Raw genomic sequence first — 20,564 nt, 5'->3', positions numbered from 1 at the left:
TCCGTTCGTTCTTAACTCTATTATCATATAAAATTTAAAGCCCTCAGGCAATGACTGGAAACAAACCTTCATACTATCCTTATTTTTTAGGCAAAAAGAAAAACAGAATCAGCTTGGATAAGAAAAGAAGCTTTATGCAATGTGCTGCTGTATTCGGTTTGTTAAAAGGCAGGCTAAACAAGGCGGGTGACCTCTAAACCTGTCCGGTTTAGGGAGCCCCCGCCTGTAAAGTGTTGCATATGACGCTTGAGAACCTTAATAGCGCTCACTTCCTTGCTTAATAGAGCTACCAGTTGTCTACCGGATTGCGTTCACCCTTGAAGTTATTTTTTTTCTGATGGCGGGCATGAAGAACGGCTTCGACTTCCTCTACACTTACACCAGCTTCATATAACAATACACCCATATGGTACAGGACATCTGCTGCTTCGCTTCTGATTTCATTCTTATCTGCATTCTTGGCGCCGATTACGAGCTCAAAGGCTTCTTCACCAAATTTTTTGGCAATCTTGTCCCTGCCTTCTTTAAGTAGATAGGAGGTGTAGGAGGAGTCATCAGTCGATTTCTGGCGGCTAGAGACAGTATGTTCAATATCTCTGAGCGTAAATGAGGGGGTCAGATTAAAGCAACTTTCGGTACCCTTATGGCAAGTCGGACCGGCTGGGTCCACCATGATTAAAAGCGCATCCTGATCACAGTCTAGGTGCATATCAATGACACGCTGTACATGACCACTGGATTCCCCTTTTTTCCATAATCTGTTTTTAGATCGGGAGAAAAACCAGACAACTTTCTCCTGTTTTGTCTTTTCAAAAGCTTCCTCATTCATATAGCCTAACATGCGGACTTCCTTGCTAGCATGATGCTGGAGAATTACAGGCAGCATACCTTTGGAAAAGTCCGGTTTAAGTGATTGGTCATCAGACATGTCTCACAGGCACTCCTTTCTTATCGCATAAATCCTTTACTGACTGAATTGTCACGTCTTCATCGTGAAAAATAGACGCAGCCAGTCCAGCCGATACATTAGTCTCTAAAAATAAAGAAACAAAGTCTTCCGCACTTCCAGCACCACCCGAAGCAATAACTGGAATAGAAACGAGGTCCTGTATTTTTGATAGCAGCACGTGATCAAAGCCTTGCTGCATGCCGTCATAGTCCATACTGGTCACGAGAAGTTCGCCTGCTCCACGGACTTCGACTTCTTTTACCCAGTCAAGCGTTCGAATATCTGTTTTCTGTTTGCCTCCATGCGTATAGCAGAACCAGTCCTGTTCTGCTTCTTCCCATTTGGCATCAATGGCAATACAAATGCACTGAGCACCAAATTTCTCACTGGTTTCATTAATTAAATCAGGATTTCTCAAAGCAGCTGAATTGAGGCTTACTTTATCCGCCCCCGCGTTCAGCACGTCAGAAATATCGCTGATTGCTTTAAGACCGCCTCCGATAGTCATGGGAATAAAGAGTTCTCTGGCCGTTTTTCTGATGACATCAAGCATCAGAGCATTACCGGTCTGAGTAGCTGAAATATCCAGAAAAACCAGTTCATCAGCTCCCAGAGCATTATAACGTTTGGCCAGTTCGACAGGGTCACCGATTTCTCTTAATCCTTTGAACTGAACTCCCTTGACGACGACGCCATCTTTGACATCCAGGCAGGGAATTATTCTTTTTTTTATCATTACTGGATCCCCTCCCAGAATTGGTCAGTATTGGCAGCTTTTCCAACAATTGCTGCCTTTACACCGGCCTTTTCAAGTTTTTCCATATCTTCAAGACTTCTAATTCCACCCGATGCAGTGACCGGGTGAGGAGTACTGTCAACCAGCTGCTGAGTCAGTTCAAAGTTGGGGCCTTCCATTTTTCCATCTTTAGAAATATCTGTATAAATAATTCCGCCCAGCTTTAGTGAGGCCGTTTCTCTGGCAACATCGAAAATGGTACGACCAGTGGATTCAGTCCAGCCGTTGACTGCTACTTGGTCTTTTTTAGCATCCAGACCCAGGTAGATTTTTCCAGGATACTTTTCACTTACAGCCTTTAGCCAATCCAGGTCCTGAAGCCCACGTGTGCCAACGATAACGTAAGCCGCACCGCTTTCAAGATAATGAGTGATTGTATCAGTAGAGCGGATACCTCCACCGATTTCAACCGGCCGGACGCTTGTCTGAATCAAATCCTTAATAAAAGCTTCCTCAGCAGGTTTCTGATGCAAAGCACCCATCAGGTCAACGATATGGATACGGGTGACTTGCTTGAATGTATTGTAAAATGCAATTGCTTCTTGTGGGGTGCGGGACATCACTTCTTTTGTGTCATAATCCCCTTCAGTCAACCGGACACTCTGATTATTGATGAGGTCGATTGCCGGCCATAATTCTATCATTGATTAAAACCGCCTTTTAATGCTTGATTAAGAATCTGCAGTCCTTTATCTCCACTTTTTTCCGGGTGGAACTGGATCCCTATAATGTTATCTTTTTGAACAATAGCGACAACCTTGTCTTCATACTCGGCAGTTGCCACAACATTTTCCTCTGTATGCACTTTGTAGGAGTGGATAAAATAAACATCTTCATCTAAAGAAGGTAAATCTGCATTCAGTTTGTTCCATCCCAGGTGCGGCACGGGTAGCTGGCAGGTCATTTTCTTGACGACGCCTGGTAGAAAATCCAGTCCCTTGACATCTCCTTCTTCACTTGATTCGAACAAGAGCTGCATGCCCAGACAAATGCCGATAAAGGGCTTGGTTTCTTTCAGCCGTATCAGTTCCGGCACGAGGTCCAGATCATCTAGTCGGGCCATGGCATCCTTAAAGTGTCCAACACCAGGCAAGATAATCTGATCAGCGGCCTCCAGTTCGTCAATGTTGTTGGTTACATTAACAGTATATCCCAAGTAGTTCAAAGCATTGGTCAGATTGGCAATATTTCCCAATCCATAATCTACGATGGCAATCATGATTCAATCACTCCTTTGGAAGAAGGTAGGCGATTGACATGGGAATCGGCACTGGCTTTTCTGAGAGCCTGAGCATAGGACTTGAACAGAGCTTCAATTTCGTGATGGGTGTTTCCGCCGCGAATCAGATCGACATGTGCAGTCAGTCGAGCATTGATTGTGAGTGCCTGGAAAAATTCCCGAACCAGCTGTACATCAAACGAGCCGACTTTTTCACTGGAGAAATCCGCTTCAAAGTGCAGAAAAGGACGTCCGCTGACATCAATCACTGTTCGGGACAAGGTCTCATCCATCGGAACGTAAGCAGTTCCGTAGCGTTCTATAGTGCTTTTGTCAGACATTAGTTCAGCAATAGCTTGGCCTAATAAAATACCGGCATCTTCTGTTGTATGGTGATCGTCAACGACCGTATCGCCCTTGATTTTCAGATCAATTGTATAATGTCCATGGAAGGCAAAAAGATCCAGCATATGGTTAAGGAAGCCCACACCAGTATCAATGTGTGACGCTTCAAGTCCTTTTTTTATACTCAGTTTAATTTGGGTTTCTTTTGTCTGTCGTTCTTTTTGAACCGTCATTGCATGGCTCTCCAATCTTTTATAATTTGTCTCAATTCATCCAACTGTTCGTCCTTGGCAATAGAGTAACGGACCGTCTTTCTCAGATCAGTAAGCTCTGCCTCGGGGTACATGCGGGGGCGAAAGCCGTTAGCTTGCACATGTTTCCCTAAATCAGCTGCTTTGTCCCCATAGGTGAAAACAAAGTTAGTGTGGCTGTCCAGAATGTCGATGACATCGCCAACTTCTTCTTTGAAAATACGCAGCAGCTTTTTGGAAAGATCTCGATTCATGTCGATAAACCGAGTCAACCGGTTTCCTTGATTAAGCAGGTAATTGGCCATGTTCAACGAAAAAGTATTCAGAGGATAAGGGTGGGCGATGGAGTTCAACCGCTCCATTGTAAGAGCTGTTGAAATAGCCACACCGACCCTTAGACCAGCTAGACCGTAGACTTTACTCAATGTCCTAAATCGGATGACGTGATCACCTTGAGGATAGGAGACTTGATCTTCTATAAATTCACCATAAGCTTCATCAATAATAAAGTAACCACCAGCTTCCTGCATCAGTTCAGCGGCCTTGTCAATAAAAGCCTGTGGATGCAGAGTCCCTAACGGGTTATTAGGCTGAGAAAAGATGAACACGGAAGGGCGCAACTCTTTTATGTGCTTGTATACTTCTTCATAATCAAAAGTCCAGTTTTTTTGGCAGCTGACTTTAACCAGTTTTCGGTCAAACTGTCGGGCGTATTCTTCATACATGACAAAGTCAGGGTCAAGAATTAGAATAGGGCCTTCACCCAGTACAATCATAGCTTTCTGAATCCATTCATCTGAACCATTGGCAAAAGCCAGAAGCTCAGGATCCAAATTGTTGTAAGCAGCATAGCTTTGCTGGAGATGTTCATACTCATTTTCTGCATACTCATTAAAGTGTGTGTCGATAGCAATCTGAGCAATTTCTGACTCAGTCAGTGCTCTATAGGGACTTTCATTTTTATCAATGCGTATCATGACAGATCCTCCATTCTGCAAGCCATAGAGTCGTGGTGAGCCTGCAGCTCTTCCTCCTTAGCCATCCGCATACCGCTTTTAGCCATGTTTAAAAAGCTGTTCTTTTCAAGTGCAATAACAGAGTTGGTCCGTAAAAAGTCGTTGACGGTCAGTCCGTTACTGAATCGCGATGTCCCACCGGTCGGCAGCACGTGACTTGGACCGGCTACGTAGTCACCGATAGCTTCCGGTGCATAGCTACCCACGAAAAGTGCTCCAGCAGTTGTGATTCGGTCAACATAGTTCTGGGCATCTTTTGTCTGGATGGACACATGTTCTCCAGCAATCAGATTGATGATCTCCATGTTTTCCTCAGTTGATTCAGTTAAAATACTATAGTGGTGATCAGACAAACTTTTACGAATGATGTCGGCACGTGGCTGATTTTTAAGTTCTTTTTGAACATGGGTGTAGATTTCCTCAAGCTTCTGTTTATCTGTACTCACTAAAAATGTACGGGCCTCGATATCGTGCTCAGCTTGAGCCAGTATATCAAAGGCTGCCCATCTGGCATCGGTTGTCTCGTCAACGGCAACCACAATCTCGCTAGGGCCGGCAATAGAGTCAATCCCTACATCACCATAAACGAGTTTTTTGGCGAGGGCTACATATTGATTACCAGGTCCAACAATTTTATCGACCTTAGGAATGCTCTCTGTACCATAAGCTAAAGCGGCAACAGCCTGAGCACCTCCAACCTGAAAAACCCGATCGACTCCGGCAATCGAACAGGCAGCCAGAATAGCAGGGTGAATGCCATCCGCTTGGGGAGGTGTCGTAACGATGATTTCACCTACACCGGCGACCTTGGCCAGAACAGCCGTCATCAAAACAGTAGACAACAAAGGTGCAGTTCCGCCGGGAACATAAATGCCAACGCGGCTCAGAGGATGCACCTTCTGAAAAAGCTCACCTTCAAGACCATCGGTCAGTTTAATCGACTGCTGATAGGCCTGGATATTGTCGTGAGCCGCTTGCATTGCAGCTTTCAGATCCTCATCAATAGAGGAGAGGGCTACATCAAACTGGGAAGACGGGATTTCTAGCTGATCGATTGTAACGTGGTCAAAGCGTTCGCTGTATGTCCTCAAGGCAGCATCTTGCTCTTGCTGAACGGTCTGAATAATGTCCATAACCGACTGGGTCTTGGTCCAGTCCACAGAATTGAGGTCTTTAAACTTGTCTTTAAATGATTGTGTTGTGTACATGTCAGGCTCCTTCTTTTTTAAAGGCATCAATAACTGCCTGTATTTCGCTGTTTTTTGAAAAGAATGCATGTTTGTTGGCAATCAGCCGGGCATTGATGTTATCGAGCTGAATTTGCTCTTCCAATCCGTTTTCCTTGAGTGTGGTACCGGTCTGAACGATATCCATAATGGCATCAGCCATGTCGATTGTCGCAGCCAGCTCCACTGACCCTTTAAGGTAAATGATTTTGACCGGCTGCATGATGGAATCAAAGTAATCCTGAGTATAGCGGACATACTTTGTTGCTACAACTGGATAGGTGTTTTTAGGTTCCTTAGCTGCCAGAGCAAAATGGCAATAGCCAAATGGCAGATCCATTAGATTATTGATATGCCGTTTCTGCTCGTAAAGCACGTCGCTGCCGGTGATACCCAAGTCAGCGACACCTTCTTCAACATAAACCGGCACATCTTCTCCCTTGACGAGCAGGAAGCGAACGGATTCGGTTTCTACAACCAGCTCCCGGGAAACAGACTTCAAAGCGTCGCTCCAGTGAGTCATCTGCTTGCTGTTTAAAAATGCGATAAAGTCTTTCAGTTGACGTCCTTTAGACAGTGCAATAGTTATCATTTAAGTTCCTCCACTAATAGCTTAGTAATTGTTCTCGCCCAGATTGATAGCCATGCCGAATGCCTTGGACGGGCTGGAATACTGCCCACCTGTAATAACGGGCTCGACGACATGGTCCGTATAGAACTGCAGAAAAATACCTTTGTAATAAGATTGAGCAGGCAATGAGAACAGGTCACTGTAGACGGTAGGAATGTTCTCTTTTTCCAGTTGAGCTGTCCAGTCAATAATGGCTTCCACGGGTTCTTTCAAGTCAGGGAAATGCGCTCGGGCATACTCAAGCTGGTCCAGTACGGGCTGGCTCATCAGCAGTACAACCGGATGAGACCCTCCCAGTTTGTCTTTTAGCTTATCGAGGTTGCGTTCTCTCAAAAGGTTCCTGATGTCCTGGTCTTCGAGTTCATCTTTTGACAACATTTTTTTTAACAGCGAGTAATGGCTGATAACAGCAACTGAAAGTTTCTGTTCAAGATTTTGCTTTATGAATGCCAGCAGATCTTTCATGGCTGCCTGCTGCCGAACGACATCTTGAGAAAAAATCTCCATACCGAACTGCATTCTTTCCTCATTGTAGGGATAAACCGGTCCAGAATAAGCGATTTTATCAGTCTGCAGTTTATATTTTTTACGGTAGCGCACAATGGCGTCTGTCCAGTCACTTCGCAAAGACAGCAGCATATCATTGGACTGCCAAGTATAGCGGTTGGTCATAGTCTTCAAGTCATCAGGAGACAGGCTGTCCCACTGAAACTCTTCCAGGATGGATAAATCCAGCAGATCGTAATTTAATTGATTGAAATGATGAAGAAACTCCCACTCTTTCTTTTTTTTCTTCAATATCTTTTGATTGTTCTGATCGAAATGCATTAGTCGTTTCCTCATTTCCATTTTTTTGTGAGTCTGATACAATAAAACTATCATACCAGTTTATTAAAAAATACTAACATATAATTAGTTGATCTGAAAAGTTTTTTTCTTGTTCAGGTCCCAAACAGGAGGAAAGTATGTTTTCTGACAATCATGTTCATACCCAATACTGTCCGCACGGGAGTCCAGAAGTCATGGAGATGTATGTACAGGCAGCTGTCAAGAAGGGCCTGACCAGACTGACCTTCACGGAGCATGCTCCACTGATGATCGACGACACGGTACCTGAGAAAGACAGTGCCATGTCGTTGGAGGATTTATCGGCTTACATCAAAGAGGGTGAAAAGCTGAAAAAACGTTACCAGCATGACATCGATATCCGTATCGGACTTGAAGTTGACTATATAGAAGGAAAAGAAAAAGAAACAGAAGCGTTTTTAAGGAAGTACAGTTCACTCGTACCCTACTCAATCCTGAGTGTTCATTTCATTTTGCTTCCAGACGGCACCTATTTTTGTATTGATTACAGCAAAGAGTCATTTATGGAAAAAATAGACCAGGTTGGATTTGACACGCTTACTCAGACTTATGAGCGGACGCTTCATAAAGCGTTGTCCTTGCCTTTTGGAGACGTGACCCCTAAAACGCTGGGGCATTTAAACTTAATTCAGAAGTTTGACAAAGCGCATGGGAGAAAAGTGTTACTGGACTGGACAGCGCTTTTGGATAAGGTCAGTGAAAACCATTACCGACTTGATTATAATTTTGCCGGCCTGGATAAGCCTTTATACGGGCAAACATATCCTTCGGCTCAACTGGTCAGCCAGGCCCTTGATCAAGGAATTGAACTGTCCCACGGGTCAGATGCACATCATCCAGATGAAATCGGACGTTACTTTGAAAGGAGTGTGGAAAATGGATAAACTGTCTTTTGAAGTATTGGAGCACCTCACGGTCCTGTCGGTCTCACCAAAGGGGTGGCAAAAAGAGCTTAATCTGGTCAGCTGGAATGATCGGCCGGCCAAGTTTGATATCAGAGACTGGAGTCCGGATCACAGTAAGATGAGCAAGGGGCTTACCTTTAGCAACGAGGAGATGGCAGCGCTGAAAAAACAGCTGCTGGAACTTGATTTTTAAACAATAAAACCGAAAATTCTAAAACAGAGGAGAGAAAAGCATGGAAAAAGTACGCTTAAACAATGGATCTTCCTTGCCTTATTTAGGGACAGGTACAAATACTTACGGCAAAGAAAACAATGAATATCAAGGCGATTTGAATGGTGATTTCTCAGCTCTGAAGTCAGCGATTGATCTTGGCTACCGTCTGATTGATACGGCTATTTCATATAGAAATGAAGCGGGAGTAGGGGAGACAGTTAGCAAAAGTGGGATTGACAGGTCAGCCTTTTACCTGACAACAAAAATACCTGCAGACAATCAGTATATTAAAGACAAAGACACTGTTAGACATACGCTTGAACAGAGCCTGAAAAACCTGCAGACAGACTATATCGATTTGTATCTGATTCATAAGCCAATCGAAGATGAAGATAAACTTAAGCTGACATGGGAAGTATTGGAAGAATATGTCGGTAAGGGTAAAATCAAGTCCATAGGAGTGTCGAACTTTTCCATCGAAGATCTAAAAAAGCTTGATCAGTACGCCACAATCAAGCCGGCAGTCAATCAGATTGAATCAAATCCGACTAAATGGAACAATGAATGGATCAAGTACATGTTTGCAGAAAATATTCGCCCGCAAGCCTGGGGTCCGATGAAAACAACAGATGCGCACAGACAAGTGCTGGCAGACATCGGTGAAAAATACGGAAAAACTTGGGCGCACGTTCTGCTGCGTTACCAGACACAACGGGGAGTTATTGTTATTCCCAAATCCCATAGCCGAAACAATCAGGAAGCAAACCTCAGTAGCCTTGATTTCACCTTGTCAGATGAAGATATTGAAAAAATTGATCAGCTGTAAAGGATGTTCAGTTATCAAGTGGCCACAAACCAACGACAGAGAGCACAAATCCTATAAGTATACCGTCATACCAGCATCAAGCGGGTATGACGGTATTTGCTTAGCAGATAGGCTGCCAGATTCTTTGTCTAAGGCAAGAACAAGCAGCTGTCATCGCAAAGCTGCTTTGGCTAGCTCGTCAGCACGCTCATTGTAGTCAATGCCGGAGTGAGCCTTGACCTTGACGAAATGAACATCGATTTGAGAGGCATAGCGCTCAAAATGTCTGACATAGTCTTGAGAGACTGTTTTATTTGCACGCCACTTTCTGGTAGCCCACATTTCTATACCAAGGTAGTCGTAGTGTATGATTACTGAGCGGTAACCATGAGCTATAGCCCATTTGATGGCATTGAGCGAGCCAAAGCATTCACCCGCAATTTGGAAACTTTCAGCATATTTCGGGTCATCGTCTGCATTGGACAATTCAGCTACAACGGTGCCCCTTTTGATCATGACAGCACCGTAGCTGTAGCGGGCCGTTTGTTTGTCAAAGGAACCGTCGACGTAAGCAATCACGGTATCGTCCGTTTCTTGTGGTGCAGCTTGCTCATCGTTACTGATATAGGCTTCAGCCTCGTTTCGATTTGTAAACGATTTAAATTCAGCATTGGAATAACCTGAGATGACTTTCTGAGTAGACGCCCAGTCTGTAAATATACCAATCTGACGCCCTTTTTTTACTGCATAATACTTTTTAGACATATATACTCCTTCTATTCTATTTATTATCTTTCATACTCTAGAAGACCAGGGGCTATTTGTCAACAGGACCGCCCAAAGGCTTTGGTGGGATTGGATGATAAAAAGGCAGCAGCTGCCACTGTCTATTCAACTACTGTGTTTTTGAGGCTTAAATAAGCAGGAGTCAGGTTGAAAGCCGGATTCTTTTTTTAAAGTACAGTGACTGAAGCAAAGTAAGCTATCGCCCAGACAAGTAAAGAGTGAAAAGAGAACAGACAACAGCTAGCTGGTAGTAATGATAGCGATAAAGGCCGCATGCTAGCAAACTGAACCCATACTGATCATCAGTATAAGGTGCACATACGGGCTCAATATCTTCCACTGATCTATGATACTCAAGGCTGTGACTGCTTAAGATGCAGGGGCAGAAAAGCCGAACAGTCCCCAAAATATCAATACTGATAGACCTGAGAAAGTAAGGAAGGATATATTCTAGGCGACTGCTTCATCTAAAAGCTCCTTTAAGACAATCCGTTGACAGTCAACCTGTTACAATCTTGTGAGAGGATAAACTTATGTCTTCGGCTTGTCCGCTAGTGACAAAAGGGATGAAAACAGGTAGTCTTATAGGGGAGCAAAGGAGTGATTATTGTGAGTAAAAAATGGCTAATGTACTTATTTAAAAGGCGGGTTCTGCTCGCTTTATTTATTATCGTTCAGTTTACAATTTTTGGCTTCATCATCAATCAGTCGCTTGCCTATTCAATCTTCTGGGAAACTCTGTTTACCCTCCTATCGATTGGGGTCGCCCTGCATGTGGTGTGGAAAAAAGGCAAGGAAGCGTACAAAATCACTTGGATTCTTCAAGTACTTATTTTTCCTGTATACGGCACACTGTTCTATTTGATGTTCAACCGACAAACACGGACAAATAAACTGCAGCACAGACTGGAAGACATTTACAGGTTACATAAACCTTTTTCTCAGCCGGATGAGGCTGCATTAACGTCAGCAAAAAGTGATTTCCCTAACCACGGAAGACTTATGCACTACCTGGAACATACAGGAGGATTTCCGTTGTATGGTCAAACTGAGGCTGAGTTTTATCCAATCGGAGAGGACTTTTTTGAGGGTATGAAGAAGGCACTTAAAGAAGCAGAGCACTATATTTTCTTTGAGTTCTTTATTGTTGCAGAAGGCATTATGTGGCAGGAAATACTTGACCTGCTTAAAGAAAAAGCCCAGGCTGGGGTAGACGTCAGAGTGATGTACGATGATATTGGGAGTTTTGTGACCTTACCCAAAAATACAGCAGAAGATATGAGAGCCAGCGGGATCCAATGCCGGATCTATAATCCCTTTCATCCGATATTGACGTCGTCTCAAAACAATAGAGATCACCGTAAAATTTTGTCTGTAGATGGTAAGGTAGCTTTTACTGGAGGAGTTAATATTGCTGATGAATACATCAATGCAGTAAAGCGTTTCGGGCATTGGAAAGATAATGGAATCAAACTGGTGGGAAGAGGAGCCTGGGGGCTTACACTGATCTTTCTGCAGCTCTGGCAGACAATGGATGAAAGCAGCTGCGAGAAAGAAATGCAAAAGCTGATGCCGTTTTTCGAAGAAGAGAAAAGAATCAAAGGCACGTCTGCTGCGTATATCCAGCCTTTTTCAGACAGCCCGACTGACCAGATTAATTACGGAGAACATGTATTTATCAAGCTGATTCATGCGGCAAAAGAATCGGTTTACATTTACACCCCGTATCTGATACTGGATGAAAATCTTGAAACAGCTCTTATTCTAGCTGCTCAGAGTGGGATTGATGTTAGAATTATTACTCCAAAGAAATGGGATAAGTATTTAGTGCATCTAACTACACGGTCTTACTATGAGGAGCTGGTTGATGCAGGTATCAAAATTTACGAATACAGTCCTGGCTTCATGCATGCCAAGACCGTACTGGTTGACGATGAAGTAGCACTTGTCGGCACAATCAACTTTGACTACCGAAGCCTCTATCTGCACTTTGAAAATGCAGTCCTTATTTATGGGGGGACAATCATGTCAGACATAAAAAAAGATATGACGAAGACATTTGCAGTGAGCGAACGAATCACAGCACAAAAACTGAATCACTCAAAAGGAGTTCGTTTCGTCAAAAGTGTGCTGAGAATCTTTGCTCCACTGATGTAAAGGAGTGGAAAAGAAAAGATGGATCAATTGAAAATAGGCAAAGCCAGCATTACTTGGCTAGATGGAGGCAAGACGAGAATGGATGGGGGGGCCATGTTTGGGCCAGTGCCTAAGAAGTTGTGGAGTAGACGCTATCCAGCAAATGCAGACAATCAGATCGAGCTGCCTACAGACCCGATGCTGCTGGAAATAAACGGTAAACATTACTTGCTGGATGCTGGTATCGGACGAGGAAGACTCAGCAATAAGCAGAAAAAGATATTTGGCGCCACCGAAGAGTCTCGAATAGAAGAAGATTTAAAGAAGTTGAATCTGAAACCTTCTGATATAGATGGGATTTTAATGACTCATCTGCACTTTGACCATGTGACAGGGCTGGTCAAGCGGTGTGGAGACAAGCTGCTGTCGTTATTTCCCAAAGCTGCCATATTTATAGAGCGAAGAGAATGGGAAGCTGTCCGCTTTCCGAGCAAGCGTACTCAAGGGACATACTGGGCAGACAACTGGCAGCCTATTGAAGCACAAGTTAGAATCTTTGACGATACAATTGAAGTTGAAGAAGGAATCCAGATGGGGCATACAGGGGGTCACAGCCCCGGGCACTGCTTTGTCAAAATTACTCAAGGTTTTGAGACAGCTGTTTATTTATCTGATGTCTTTCCAACGCATGCACACCTCAATCCTCTTTGGGTAACAGCTTTTGACGATTATCCTCTTGAATCAATTGAAGCAAAGGAAAAGTGGATCACTGAAGGGATTGAACAGGACTGGACCTTTCTTTATTATCACGATGCCTATTACAGAGCGGCAAAGTACAGTAAGGAAACCAGAGAAATGACCTGGCACCTGAAATGCACCAAACCGTCGAATCTTCCGATTGAGTTGAATGATTAAAACCTCAGTCAGGGTAATAGTGCAATTCTTGGTGGTATGATACTATTGAAGTGGGTGAAGTATAATGGACAAAATTACAATCTACCATACAAACGATCTGCATGCACAGCTCACTTACTGGCCAAGAATAGCCGCTTACCTGACTGGCCAGAAACAACAGCATCAAAGCAGTGGAGAAACGGTGTTTATTTTTGACTGTGGCGATGCAACGGACCGGATTCATCCACTAGTTGAAGCGACAAACGGTAAGGCTGTCGCCTCTCTTCTGCAGCAAGGCAGTTATGATGCTGTGACTATCGGAAATAACGAAGGAATCGGAAACACCAAAGAGCAGCTGAATGATCTCTTCACCACAGCCGACTATAGCGTTGTCGTATCTAATATTGTCGATAAGGATACCGGGCAGCGTCCATCTTGGGCGGAACAGATCAAAATCTTGAAAACGCAAGACAAACGAAGTTTAGCATTGATTGGCTGCACTATTCCCCTGCCAATGAGCTATGACTCACTAGGTTGGGACATAGAGGATCCTCTGGAGACTATCGGTCACCTCATTGAAGCCTACCATGAAAAAGTTGATGGCTTTATTCTACTGAGTCATTTGGGACTGGACACTGACCGCAAGATTGCAGCCTTGTACCCGGAGATACTGGTGATCATGGGCGGACATACGCACCATTTGCTGCCAGAAGGAGAAACCGTAGCCAACACCCTCATTGCGGGAGCTGGAAAGTTCGGCAGTCACATAGGCAAGATAACCTTTTCTCTTGATGGGAATCAAAGCTTCAATGCCCGTGCCCAAGTTATCGACGTCAAAAATGAGTTGCAGCCGGTCCATGATGAAGCAGAAAAAGAAGAGCAGCGCATACAAGCAGGTTTGAAGCTGCTCTCTCAAAAGACATATGGGCGTCTGGCGTCTCCTTTAATGAATGAATGGACTAAAGAGCCTAATCTCATTTCCATTACGCTTGAAGCCATGAGAATAAGAAAATCTGATAGCCTGGCTGCAATCAATTCAGGTCTGTTTCTTCAGTCGCTTCCTGAAGGCGTACTGAACCATAAAGAGCTGCACAAGTCGCTTCCGCATCCCATGCGGCTGGTAGAAATTACCCTCAGTGGATCAGACCTTCTGCTGATGCTGGAGCAAATGGACAAGCAGAAAGACCGGTTGCGGCATCTAAAAGCCAGAGGCTACGGATTCAGAGGCAAGGTATTCGGACAAATTTTTTTTAGTGGAATAGAAAAACAGGCTGCGGGATGGACAGCAAATCAGAAAATAGTCCAGAAAGAACAGGTCTATCATTTAATTACCGTAGATTATTTTTTGTTTGTGCCTTATTTCCCCGTTCTCCAGAAACAGAGTAAGGTGAGACTAATCAGCTCGGACTTTCTAAGAGACATTGTTGGGGGATACGTCAGCAAATATTATGCAAGATCAACGTAGGAAAGGATAATCACAGTGCCTCAGAAAAAAGAAGAAAAAACAAGCAAGCCTCAAATAAAGAATGAAATCGAAACATTAGTTGAGAAAGAAAAAATAGTTAAGAGGCTGGATGCCAGTACGCTAGAGATAAATGCCGACAAGTATCGGATCAATACAGACTACCGCAATGCCTTGGATCTGGAACTGCTTGAAGAGCGATACAGTGATTTGCTTGAAAAGTATGACTTTATTGTAGGAGATATGTCATACGGCAAACTGAGACTTCGCGGGTTCTATCAGAACAGCAACAGTAAAGCACCCATCGATATGAAAATTGCTCATCTGGAAGATTATCTGACTGAGTATTGCAGCTTTGGCTGCGCTTATTTTGTTCTGGAAAGTCTTGAGACGAAGAACAAAAACCGGACTTATCCAGACTCTGATGTCAATTATGAGAAAACTACCCGTAAACCTCAGCAAAAAAAGCAGGACAAAGGTCGGAGACGACCGTCTAAAAGAAAAGGCAATACTACTGGCAGACAGCGTTCCAGTGAAGAGAGACAAGCCAAGCCTAAGCAAGGGAAAAAGGCTGGAAGTAGCCAGTCCCGCAAAAAGGAAAGCCGAAATAAAAGTACTTCAGATAGCAAGACTAGAGGAAAAGAAACGAAGTCCTTCACGAAAAAGAGCCGGTCTGGTTCGAGAAATCAGACGGAAAGTACCGAAAAGGTAAAAGAAGTAAAAAATGAGCAGGGAAATACCCGTTTTCAAATCAGAAAAAAAAGCGGATATCAGAAAGGAGAAAAGGATGGCAGATAAAAGTTACAAGGGCTATCTAATAGACCTTGACGGAACGATGTACAAAGGTAAGGAAAAAATCGAAGCAGCCCCAGGATTTATTAAGCAGCTCAAAGATAAAAACATACCTTACCTTTTTCTGACAAACAACTCGACAAGCAGTCCTGACCAGGTTGCAACTAAACTGTCTAATCAGTTTGGTATACAGGCAGAAGCCGATGAGGTGTATACCAGTTCATTAGCTGCAGCGGAATATATCCGCAGAAAGCCAGGGAATCGCGTCTATGTAGTCGGAGAAAAGGGGCTGGTTGAAGCCCTCGAAAGTGTAGGCTGTGAACTGGTCGAAGACCAGATCGATCATGTGGTGGTCGGACTGGATACAAAGCTAACCTATGACAAGTGTGAGAAGGCCAGTTTGGCGATTCAGCAGGGAGCGAGCTTTGTAGCAACCAATAAGGATACCAATCTGCCGAATGAAAAAGGACTGGTTCCGGGTGCCGGCTCACTTGTCGCACTCATAGAGACAGCCACAAGAGTCAAGCCGACTTTTGTAGGAAAGCCAGAGAGTTTCATTATGGAAGCAGCCCTGGAGAGAATGGGTCTGGAGAAAAGCGAGGTTATCATGGTGGGTGATAACTACGAGACAGATATTCTTGCCGGTATCAATAACGGCATAGATGCACTGCTTGTTCTAACCGGTTTCACTGCAAGAAAAGATCTGAATAAGTATTCGACTCAACCGACACACATTATAGAATCGCTGGAGGAATGGGATGCCTAGGCCTTATGCACTCAAGCGAGCGGCTGGAGTAACGAGTCTGCTGTTACTGATTATTACTTCAAGTATCGCCTTTGTCATACTCTTTACGCCACTCTATCATTTTACTGTATGGTTCCATGATCTTCCGCTGAGGCTAGGGATGTCGGCTGAGACTATATTGGAAAACTATTATGTGCTGATTCGCTACTTGCACTTTCCCTGGATAACCGAGTTGAACCTTCCGGACTTTCCAAGCTCTGAGAGCGGCTTGTTTCATTTTTATGAAGTCAAAATTTTGTTCTATATCAATTATGGGTTCCTGCTGCTCTCTGCAATAGGAAGTGTGATTTATCTCAAGTACATTAAGCGTAATCAATTAAAGTGGACGCTGCGGACGCCTTTTTTTCTGGCCAGTCTGGTTCCACCGGCGCTGCTATTTTTTCTGGCAGTCAACTTTGACCGGATGTTTGTTATTTTCCACGAACTGTTTTTCAATAACGATGCCTGGCTGTTTAATCCGGCGACAGATCCAATCATTCTGGCTTTACCACAGGAATTTTTTATGTACTGTTTCATCCTGTTTTTTCTGTTGGTTGAAGGAGCCTTCCTGTTTTTCTACAAATACAGTAAAATATAGGCTTTTAATTTAATAAAGACCGTTTAAGCTTTGTCTAATGCTCAAAATATTGAGGCAAAATAGACAGACTTAAACGGTCTTTTTTGTAATCAGTAAAAGTAAAGGGCTGATTTATTTCATTACATCAGAAATTTCAGGGTTGTCGTGAGCCAGGCGGCTGGCAGCCGCCGCTGCGATAGCTCCGACGATATCATCCAGAAAGGTGTGCGTCTCGTCAGTATTTTTATGGTCATCCAGCCGGTCAATCACTTTTGGCTTCGTTTTATCGAGAAAACCATAGTTAGTAAAGCCAATGGAGCCATAAACGTTTACGATGGACAGGGCAAGGATTTCGTCAATGCCGTACAGCCCTTCATCTTCCTTGATGATCTCCTGCAGGGGGCTAGATAGCTTACCTTCCTCGCAGAGGACATCCAGTTCGATACCGGTGAGGATAGCATTTTGAACTTCGCGTTTTCGGATAACAGCCTGAACGTTTTCAAGACACAGATCCATAGTTAGTTCGTTGAGGTAAGGTTTTTGAAGGTCATAGACGAGCTCGGCGATTTCACCGAGACTGACGCCTCTTTTTTCCAATTTTTCCAGTGCAGTCCTGTGCAGTTCTGATCCTGATCTTACCATAGTGATTCCTCCTTTTATACTTGTCAATCTTCAAATGAGAGCTTAGTGCTCTGAATCGGTTGAGCATGCTCTTTTGGATATATTGAGTGGATAGCGTGGTTGACTGCTGTAGGAGCTTCGCCAAAGCCTGTAGCTATCAGTTTGATTTTACCGTCAAACGTTGTGCTGTCACCGGCGGCATATATTCCTTTTATGGACGTTTCCATTCTGGAGTCCACAATAATATCCGTTTTTTCTAGCTGGAGATTCCAGTCTTTGATTGGACCAATCGAAGAGACAAAACCATAGTTGACAATAAAGTAGTCTAGGTCCAGTTCTATCGTGTCCTCTCCCCGACTTTTTTTGAATTCCACAGATGTCAGATTCTCTTCGCCGATAAGCCGGTGAGGGACGAAAGGAGTCAGAATCTCCACGCTGGAAGACTTGATCATTTCCAATGACCCTTCATGGGCACGAAAACGTTCTCTGCGATGAATTAACGTGACCTTTTTTGCGATAGGTTCAAGTGTCAGCGCCCAGTCAACGGCAGTATCGCCCCCACCGCAGATCACTACCGACTTATTGCGGTATTGCTCCAAATTTTTAACGATATAATGCAGGTTGGTCTTTTCGTACTGCTCAGCTGAATCAAGAGTGAGTTTTCGTGGCTGGAAGGAACCTTGTCCAGTTGTTAAAATGATTGTTTTTGAGAAATGGGCGCCTTTCGTTGTCTCGATTTGAAACAGCTGATCGTCCAGTTTTTCAATACCAAGCACTTCTTCTTCCAGACACAACGTTTGATCAAAGTGTTGCATCTGAGCTGTAAGCTGATGAATAAGCTCCTTGCCGGTGACCCCGGCATAGCCTCCTACATCATAAATCGTTTTTTCTGGGTAGAGCAAGGATACCTGTCCACCCAGAACCGGTAGAGAGTCGATGATCTTAGTCTGCGCATTACGCATACCAGCGTAAAAAGCGGCAAACATACCGACGGGGCCTCCACCAATGATTGTGATGTCATATATTTTTTCATTAAGACTCAAGTCGAACCCTCCAGTTGTTATCCTGCATCAGTAAAGCAGACCAATCACCAAGGCGATAATGATTCCGGATAGAATTCCAAAAAACACTTCAATCGGCTTGTGGCCTAGGTATTCTCTTGACTGACGTTCTTCTTCCATTTTTTTGATATCCTCTTGCGTATAATGAGTAAACGTTTTGCGCAGCTCTTCAAAATCTGCCAGCAGTTCATTAATCAGAATACCATGTTCTCCACTTTGCCTTCTAACGCCCATGGAATCAAACATGACGATCACACCAAAAGTAGAAGCGATGGCGACATAAGGGGACTGGATACCATATTCGGCAATCAAACTGGTAATCAGAGCAGTCACGCCTGCCGAATGTGAACTAGGCATTCCTCCAGTCGAAGTAGCCAAAGCTACGGAAGACGGCCGCTTCAATAAGAGTGCCACGGGGACCTTGATAATCTGTGAAATGATTATCGCAGAAAAAGCGGCAAACAGCGGATAATTGTCAAATAGTATCATATCAAACGTCCTTTATAATAATGTACAAACTATTCCTAATAATAACATGAATAAAGCGAAATATTGATAAAAAAGTTTGGCAATTAGAAAATTATTGGAATATTGGCAAAACTAGGGTACACTTGACTTATCTATGTACTTTAGGAGGAAAATAAATGAGTGAATTCAAACAACTGCATTTAAGCGACTGTGAAGGTCCAAAGGCTGTAATCAAGACAACGATGGGTGAGCTAACAATCCAACTGTTTCCTGAAGAGGCTCCCAAGACAGTGGAGAACTTTGTTGGGCTTGCTGAAAAAGGCTACTATAATGGTGTGATTTTCCACCGGGTCATTCCTAACTTCATGATTCAGGGAGGAGATCCAACAGGAAGTGGTATGGGCGGAGAAAGCTTTTTTGGAGGTTCCTTTGAGGATGAATTTAGTCCGAACCTTTTTAACTTAAACGGGGCTTTGTCCATGGCGAATGCTGGTCCAAATACGAACGGCAGCCAGTTCTTTATCGTCACCATGAATGAACTGCCTGGGCAGATGGTCTCTCAATTAGAGTCAGCCGGCTTCCCGGATGAAATTGTCACTGCCTACAAAGAAAAAGGTGGGACACCATGGCTTGACCAGAAACACACAGTGTTTGGTCATTTGATTGATGGCATGGACGTTGCTGAAGCAATCCAGAATGTGGAGCGTAATGCGATGGACAAGCCTCATACGGATGTCACAATTGAAAGTGTGACTATTTCTAAATAATCCCTGTTTATCAGGATAAATAGGAGGACAAGCATGTTAGGAGCAATTGAAGCCGGCGGGACAAAGTTTGTGCTGGCAGTCAGTGATGACCAGTTGAATATAGTCGAGAGAGTGTCTGTACCCACAACTACGCCGGATGAAACGTTTGAAAAGGTTTTTGAGTTTTTCGACCGGTTTGAAGTGAACGCTATCGGTATTGGTTCGTTTGGACCAATCGATGTGAATCAAGATTCCAGCACTTACGGCTATATTACGTCAACCCCCAAGACAGCTTGGGAGCATACCGATTTTATTGGCAAGATGAAAGACAGATATGCTGTGCCGATAGGCTGGACAACGGATGTTAATGCAGCTGCCTTGGGAGAACTAACGAAAGGCTCTGCGGTTGGGAAAAAATCCTGCCTTTATCTGACTGTCGGAACCGGAGTGGGCGGTGGAGCCGTCATCAATGGAGAACCGCTTGAGGGATTCGGCCATCCTGAAATGGGTCATATCCTTGTGAGAAGACACCCTGAAGATGCTTACGAGGGGAATTGCCCTTACCACAAAGACTGTCTGGAAGGACTGGCAGCCGGACCGGCAATTGAGAAGCGTTATGGGAAAAAAGCCCAGGAGCTTGCAGAAGACAAAAAAGTATGGGAAATCGAGGCGTACTACCTGGCTCAAGCCCTACTCAGCTATACGCTGATACTCAGCCCGGAAAGAATCATCCTGGGCGGAGGAGTCATGAAACAGAAGCAGCTGTTTCCGCTGATCAGGCAAGAGTTTGCACGTCTACTGAATGATTACGTTCAAACTCCCGACCTGAACGAGTATATTATTCCACCAGGACTGGAAGATGATGCCGGCATTACCGGCTGTCTGATTCTGGCACAAAAAGCAGTATAAAAAAGACCCCGACTGACAAGTGCCAAAGATTGGCTTGATATGCTCCCCTTATAGTAGACAGAGAAATAATAAAAATTCTCTGACACTATAAAGGGAGTTTTTGC

The 20,564-nt window shown here is 44.0% G+C and carries 24 protein-coding genes; 11 read left to right on the top strand and 13 right to left on the bottom strand.

Features of this window, described 5'->3' with window-relative positions; genetic code table 11:
* Positions 1–286 precede the first annotated feature (286 nt).
* The 9 genes from hisIE to ADIAL_RS07555 are packed head-to-tail and all read right to left on the bottom strand — an operon-like array spanning position 287 to position 7,261.
* Entirely contained in the window at positions 287–928 is a 642-nt protein-coding gene (gene hisIE / locus ADIAL_RS07595; protein ID WP_034302122.1) for a bifunctional phosphoribosyl-AMP cyclohydrolase/phosphoribosyl-ATP diphosphatase HisIE, read from the bottom strand.
* The gene (gene hisF / locus ADIAL_RS07590; RefSeq protein ID WP_034302119.1) at positions 921–1,685 is read right to left on the bottom strand and encodes an imidazole glycerol phosphate synthase subunit HisF; all 765 of its coding nucleotides are present in this window, start codon (positions 1,683–1,685) and stop codon (positions 921–923) included. Before hisF ends, hisIE begins: the two co-directional genes overlap by 8 nt.
* Positions 1,685–2,389: a 1-(5-phosphoribosyl)-5-((5-phosphoribosylamino)methylideneamino)imidazole-4-carboxamide isomerase gene (hisA, locus tag ADIAL_RS07585; RefSeq protein WP_034302117.1), complete on the bottom strand. Its 705-nt coding sequence runs from the start codon at positions 2,387–2,389 to the stop codon at positions 1,685–1,687. The genes hisF and hisA overlap by 1 nt, the downstream gene beginning before the upstream one ends.
* On the bottom strand, positions 2,386–2,964 hold the full coding sequence (gene hisH / locus ADIAL_RS07580) for an imidazole glycerol phosphate synthase subunit HisH (protein WP_034302114.1): 579 nt from the start codon (positions 2,962–2,964) through the stop codon (positions 2,386–2,388). The genes hisA and hisH overlap by 4 nt, the downstream gene beginning before the upstream one ends.
* Positions 2,961–3,542: an imidazoleglycerol-phosphate dehydratase HisB gene (gene hisB / locus ADIAL_RS07575; protein ID WP_034302111.1), complete on the bottom strand. Its 582-nt coding sequence runs from the start codon at positions 3,540–3,542 to the stop codon at positions 2,961–2,963. The genes hisH and hisB overlap by 4 nt, the downstream gene beginning before the upstream one ends.
* Positions 3,539–4,537 (bottom strand): pyridoxal phosphate-dependent aminotransferase, encoded by a 999-nt coding sequence (locus tag ADIAL_RS07570; protein ID WP_034302109.1) that lies wholly within the window; start codon positions 4,535–4,537, stop codon positions 3,539–3,541. The genes hisB and ADIAL_RS07570 overlap by 4 nt, the downstream gene beginning before the upstream one ends.
* Complete coding sequence (gene hisD, locus ADIAL_RS07565; RefSeq protein WP_034302107.1) at positions 4,534–5,784, bottom strand: histidinol dehydrogenase; 1,251 nt, start codon at positions 5,782–5,784, stop codon at positions 4,534–4,536. The genes ADIAL_RS07570 and hisD overlap by 4 nt, the downstream gene beginning before the upstream one ends.
* Before the next feature lies 1 nt (position 5,785).
* The gene (gene hisG, locus ADIAL_RS07560; RefSeq protein WP_034302105.1) at positions 5,786–6,394 is read right to left on the bottom strand and encodes an ATP phosphoribosyltransferase; all 609 of its coding nucleotides are present in this window, start codon (positions 6,392–6,394) and stop codon (positions 5,786–5,788) included.
* A 21-nt stretch (positions 6,395–6,415) separates the two neighbouring features.
* Positions 6,416–7,261 carry an ATP phosphoribosyltransferase regulatory subunit gene (locus ADIAL_RS07555; protein ID WP_034302103.1) on the bottom strand — a complete coding sequence of 282 codons (846 nt, stop codon included), beginning with the start codon at positions 7,259–7,261 and terminating at the stop codon, positions 6,416–6,418.
* Between the two features lie 137 nt (positions 7,262–7,398).
* On the opposite strand from ADIAL_RS07555, the gene hisJ reads away from it, so the two are divergent.
* From hisJ to ADIAL_RS07540, 3 genes are read left to right on the top strand one after another with little or no spacing between them, the layout of a single operon-like run.
* A complete protein-coding gene (hisJ, locus tag ADIAL_RS07550) occupies positions 7,399–8,184 on the top strand; it encodes a histidinol-phosphatase HisJ (protein ID WP_034302100.1) in 786 nt (261 codons plus the stop codon).
* Positions 8,177–8,398, top strand: a complete 222-nt coding sequence (locus ADIAL_RS07545; protein WP_034302098.1) for a YdbC family protein — start codon at positions 8,177–8,179, stop codon at positions 8,396–8,398. The genes hisJ and ADIAL_RS07545 overlap by 8 nt, the downstream gene beginning before the upstream one ends.
* 40 nt (positions 8,399–8,438) lie before the next feature.
* Positions 8,439–9,245 (top strand): aldo/keto reductase, encoded by an 807-nt coding sequence (locus ADIAL_RS07540; RefSeq protein ID WP_034302095.1) that lies wholly within the window; start codon positions 8,439–8,441, stop codon positions 9,243–9,245.
* A gap of 150 nt (positions 9,246–9,395) precedes the next feature.
* Here the strand turns inward: ADIAL_RS07540 and ADIAL_RS07535 are convergent, their stop codons facing one another.
* On the bottom strand, positions 9,396–9,989 hold the full coding sequence (locus ADIAL_RS07535) for a ribonuclease H1 domain-containing protein (RefSeq protein ID WP_034302092.1): 594 nt from the start codon (positions 9,987–9,989) through the stop codon (positions 9,396–9,398).
* Between the two features lie 630 nt (positions 9,990–10,619).
* On the opposite strand from ADIAL_RS07535, the gene cls reads away from it, so the two are divergent.
* From cls to ADIAL_RS07505, 6 genes are all read left to right on the top strand, one after another.
* Positions 10,620–12,167: a cardiolipin synthase gene (gene cls / locus ADIAL_RS07530; protein ID WP_034302090.1), complete on the top strand. Its 1,548-nt coding sequence runs from the start codon at positions 10,620–10,622 to the stop codon at positions 12,165–12,167.
* 18 nt (positions 12,168–12,185) lie between these two features.
* Positions 12,186–13,061: an MBL fold metallo-hydrolase gene (locus ADIAL_RS07525; RefSeq protein ID WP_034302087.1), complete on the top strand. Its 876-nt coding sequence runs from the start codon at positions 12,186–12,188 to the stop codon at positions 13,059–13,061.
* A 64-nt stretch (positions 13,062–13,125) separates the two neighbouring features.
* Positions 13,126–14,505: a bifunctional metallophosphatase/5'-nucleotidase gene (locus ADIAL_RS07520; RefSeq protein ID WP_034302085.1), complete on the top strand. Its 1,380-nt coding sequence runs from the start codon at positions 13,126–13,128 to the stop codon at positions 14,503–14,505.
* Between the two features lie 15 nt (positions 14,506–14,520).
* On the top strand, positions 14,521–15,300 hold the full coding sequence (locus ADIAL_RS11120; RefSeq protein WP_051503807.1) for a YutD family protein: 780 nt from the start codon (positions 14,521–14,523) through the stop codon (positions 15,298–15,300).
* Entirely contained in the window at positions 15,290–16,060 is a 771-nt protein-coding gene (locus ADIAL_RS07510; protein WP_034302083.1) for a TIGR01457 family HAD-type hydrolase, read from the top strand. Before ADIAL_RS11120 ends, ADIAL_RS07510 begins: the two co-directional genes overlap by 11 nt.
* Positions 16,053–16,676 (top strand): TIGR01906 family membrane protein, encoded by a 624-nt coding sequence (locus tag ADIAL_RS07505; RefSeq protein WP_034302081.1) that lies wholly within the window; start codon positions 16,053–16,055, stop codon positions 16,674–16,676. The genes ADIAL_RS07510 and ADIAL_RS07505 overlap by 8 nt, the downstream gene beginning before the upstream one ends.
* Positions 16,677–16,787: 111 nt before the next feature.
* Here ADIAL_RS07505 and ADIAL_RS07500 read toward each other — a convergent pair whose 3' ends face one another.
* The 3 genes from ADIAL_RS07500 to ADIAL_RS07490 are packed head-to-tail and all read right to left on the bottom strand — an operon-like array spanning position 16,788 to position 18,826.
* Complete coding sequence (locus ADIAL_RS07500; RefSeq protein WP_034302079.1) at positions 16,788–17,297, bottom strand: phosphatidylglycerophosphatase A family protein; 510 nt, start codon at positions 17,295–17,297, stop codon at positions 16,788–16,790.
* A 23-nt stretch (positions 17,298–17,320) separates the two neighbouring features.
* On the bottom strand, positions 17,321–18,319 hold the full coding sequence (locus ADIAL_RS07495) for an NAD(P)/FAD-dependent oxidoreductase (RefSeq protein ID WP_034302076.1): 999 nt from the start codon (positions 18,317–18,319) through the stop codon (positions 17,321–17,323).
* Between the two features lie 27 nt (positions 18,320–18,346).
* Positions 18,347–18,826 carry a divergent PAP2 family protein gene (locus ADIAL_RS07490; RefSeq protein ID WP_034302073.1) on the bottom strand — a complete coding sequence of 160 codons (480 nt, stop codon included), beginning with the start codon at positions 18,824–18,826 and terminating at the stop codon, positions 18,347–18,349.
* Positions 18,827–18,981: 155 nt separating this feature from the next.
* Here ADIAL_RS07490 and ADIAL_RS07485 point away from each other — a divergent pair, with 155 nt between their 5' ends.
* A complete protein-coding gene (locus tag ADIAL_RS07485; protein WP_034302070.1) occupies positions 18,982–19,572 on the top strand; it encodes a peptidylprolyl isomerase in 591 nt (196 codons plus the stop codon).
* 33 nt (positions 19,573–19,605) lie between these two features.
* Positions 19,606–20,460, top strand: coding sequence for an ROK family protein (locus ADIAL_RS07480; protein ID WP_034302068.1), 855 nt, complete (start codon positions 19,606–19,608; stop codon positions 20,458–20,460).
* The last annotated feature ends 104 nt before the right edge of the window (positions 20,461–20,564 follow it).

It is taken from the genome of Alkalibacterium sp. AK22 (assembly GCF_000585255.1).
In the GTDB taxonomy this organism is placed as follows: Bacteria; Bacillota; Bacilli; order Lactobacillales; family Carnobacteriaceae_A; genus Alkalibacterium.
This window is presented reverse-complemented; position numbering and strand designations above follow the sequence as displayed.

Bases quoted from the DNA above. Each gene is read 5' to 3' on its own strand.
- hisIE (WP_034302122.1), bottom strand. From the start codon at position 928: ATGTCTGATGACCAATCACTTAAACCGGACTTTTCCAAAGGTATGCTG.
- hisF (WP_034302119.1), bottom strand. From the start codon at position 1,685: ATGATAAAAAAAAGAATAATTCCCTGCCTGGATGTCAAAGATGGCGTC.
- hisA (WP_034302117.1), bottom strand. From the start codon at position 2,389: ATGATAGAATTATGGCCGGCAATCGACCTCATCAATAATCAGAGTGTC.
- hisH (WP_034302114.1), bottom strand. From the start codon at position 2,964: ATGATTGCCATCGTAGATTATGGATTGGGAAATATTGCCAATCTGACC.
- hisB (WP_034302111.1), bottom strand. From the start codon at position 3,542: ATGACGGTTCAAAAAGAACGACAGACAAAAGAAACCCAAATTAAACTG.
- ADIAL_RS07570 (WP_034302109.1), bottom strand. From the start codon at position 4,537: ATGATACGCATTGATAAAAATGAAAGTCCCTATAGAGCACTGACTGAG.
- hisD (WP_034302107.1), bottom strand. From the start codon at position 5,784: ATGTACACAACACAATCATTTAAAGACAAGTTTAAAGACCTCAATTCT.
- hisG (WP_034302105.1), bottom strand. From the start codon at position 6,394: ATGATAACTATTGCACTGTCTAAAGGACGTCAACTGAAAGACTTTATC.
- ADIAL_RS07555 (WP_034302103.1), bottom strand. From the start codon at position 7,261: ATGCATTTCGATCAGAACAATCAAAAGATATTGAAGAAAAAAAAGAAA.
- hisJ (WP_034302100.1), top strand. From the start codon at position 7,399: ATGTTTTCTGACAATCATGTTCATACCCAATACTGTCCGCACGGGAGT.
- ADIAL_RS07545 (WP_034302098.1), top strand. From the start codon at position 8,177: ATGGATAAACTGTCTTTTGAAGTATTGGAGCACCTCACGGTCCTGTCG.
- ADIAL_RS07540 (WP_034302095.1), top strand. From the start codon at position 8,439: ATGGAAAAAGTACGCTTAAACAATGGATCTTCCTTGCCTTATTTAGGG.
- ADIAL_RS07535 (WP_034302092.1), bottom strand. From the start codon at position 9,989: ATGTCTAAAAAGTATTATGCAGTAAAAAAAGGGCGTCAGATTGGTATA.
- ADIAL_RS07525 (WP_034302087.1), top strand. From the start codon at position 12,186: ATGGATCAATTGAAAATAGGCAAAGCCAGCATTACTTGGCTAGATGGA.
- ADIAL_RS07520 (WP_034302085.1), top strand. From the start codon at position 13,126: ATGGACAAAATTACAATCTACCATACAAACGATCTGCATGCACAGCTC.
- ADIAL_RS07510 (WP_034302083.1), top strand. From the start codon at position 15,290: ATGGCAGATAAAAGTTACAAGGGCTATCTAATAGACCTTGACGGAACG.
- ADIAL_RS07505 (WP_034302081.1), top strand. From the start codon at position 16,053: ATGCCTAGGCCTTATGCACTCAAGCGAGCGGCTGGAGTAACGAGTCTG.
- ADIAL_RS07500 (WP_034302079.1), bottom strand. From the start codon at position 17,297: ATGGTAAGATCAGGATCAGAACTGCACAGGACTGCACTGGAAAAATTG.
- ADIAL_RS07490 (WP_034302073.1), bottom strand. From the start codon at position 18,826: ATGATACTATTTGACAATTATCCGCTGTTTGCCGCTTTTTCTGCGATA.
- ADIAL_RS07485 (WP_034302070.1), top strand. From the start codon at position 18,982: ATGAGTGAATTCAAACAACTGCATTTAAGCGACTGTGAAGGTCCAAAG.
- ADIAL_RS07480 (WP_034302068.1), top strand. From the start codon at position 19,606: ATGTTAGGAGCAATTGAAGCCGGCGGGACAAAGTTTGTGCTGGCAGTC.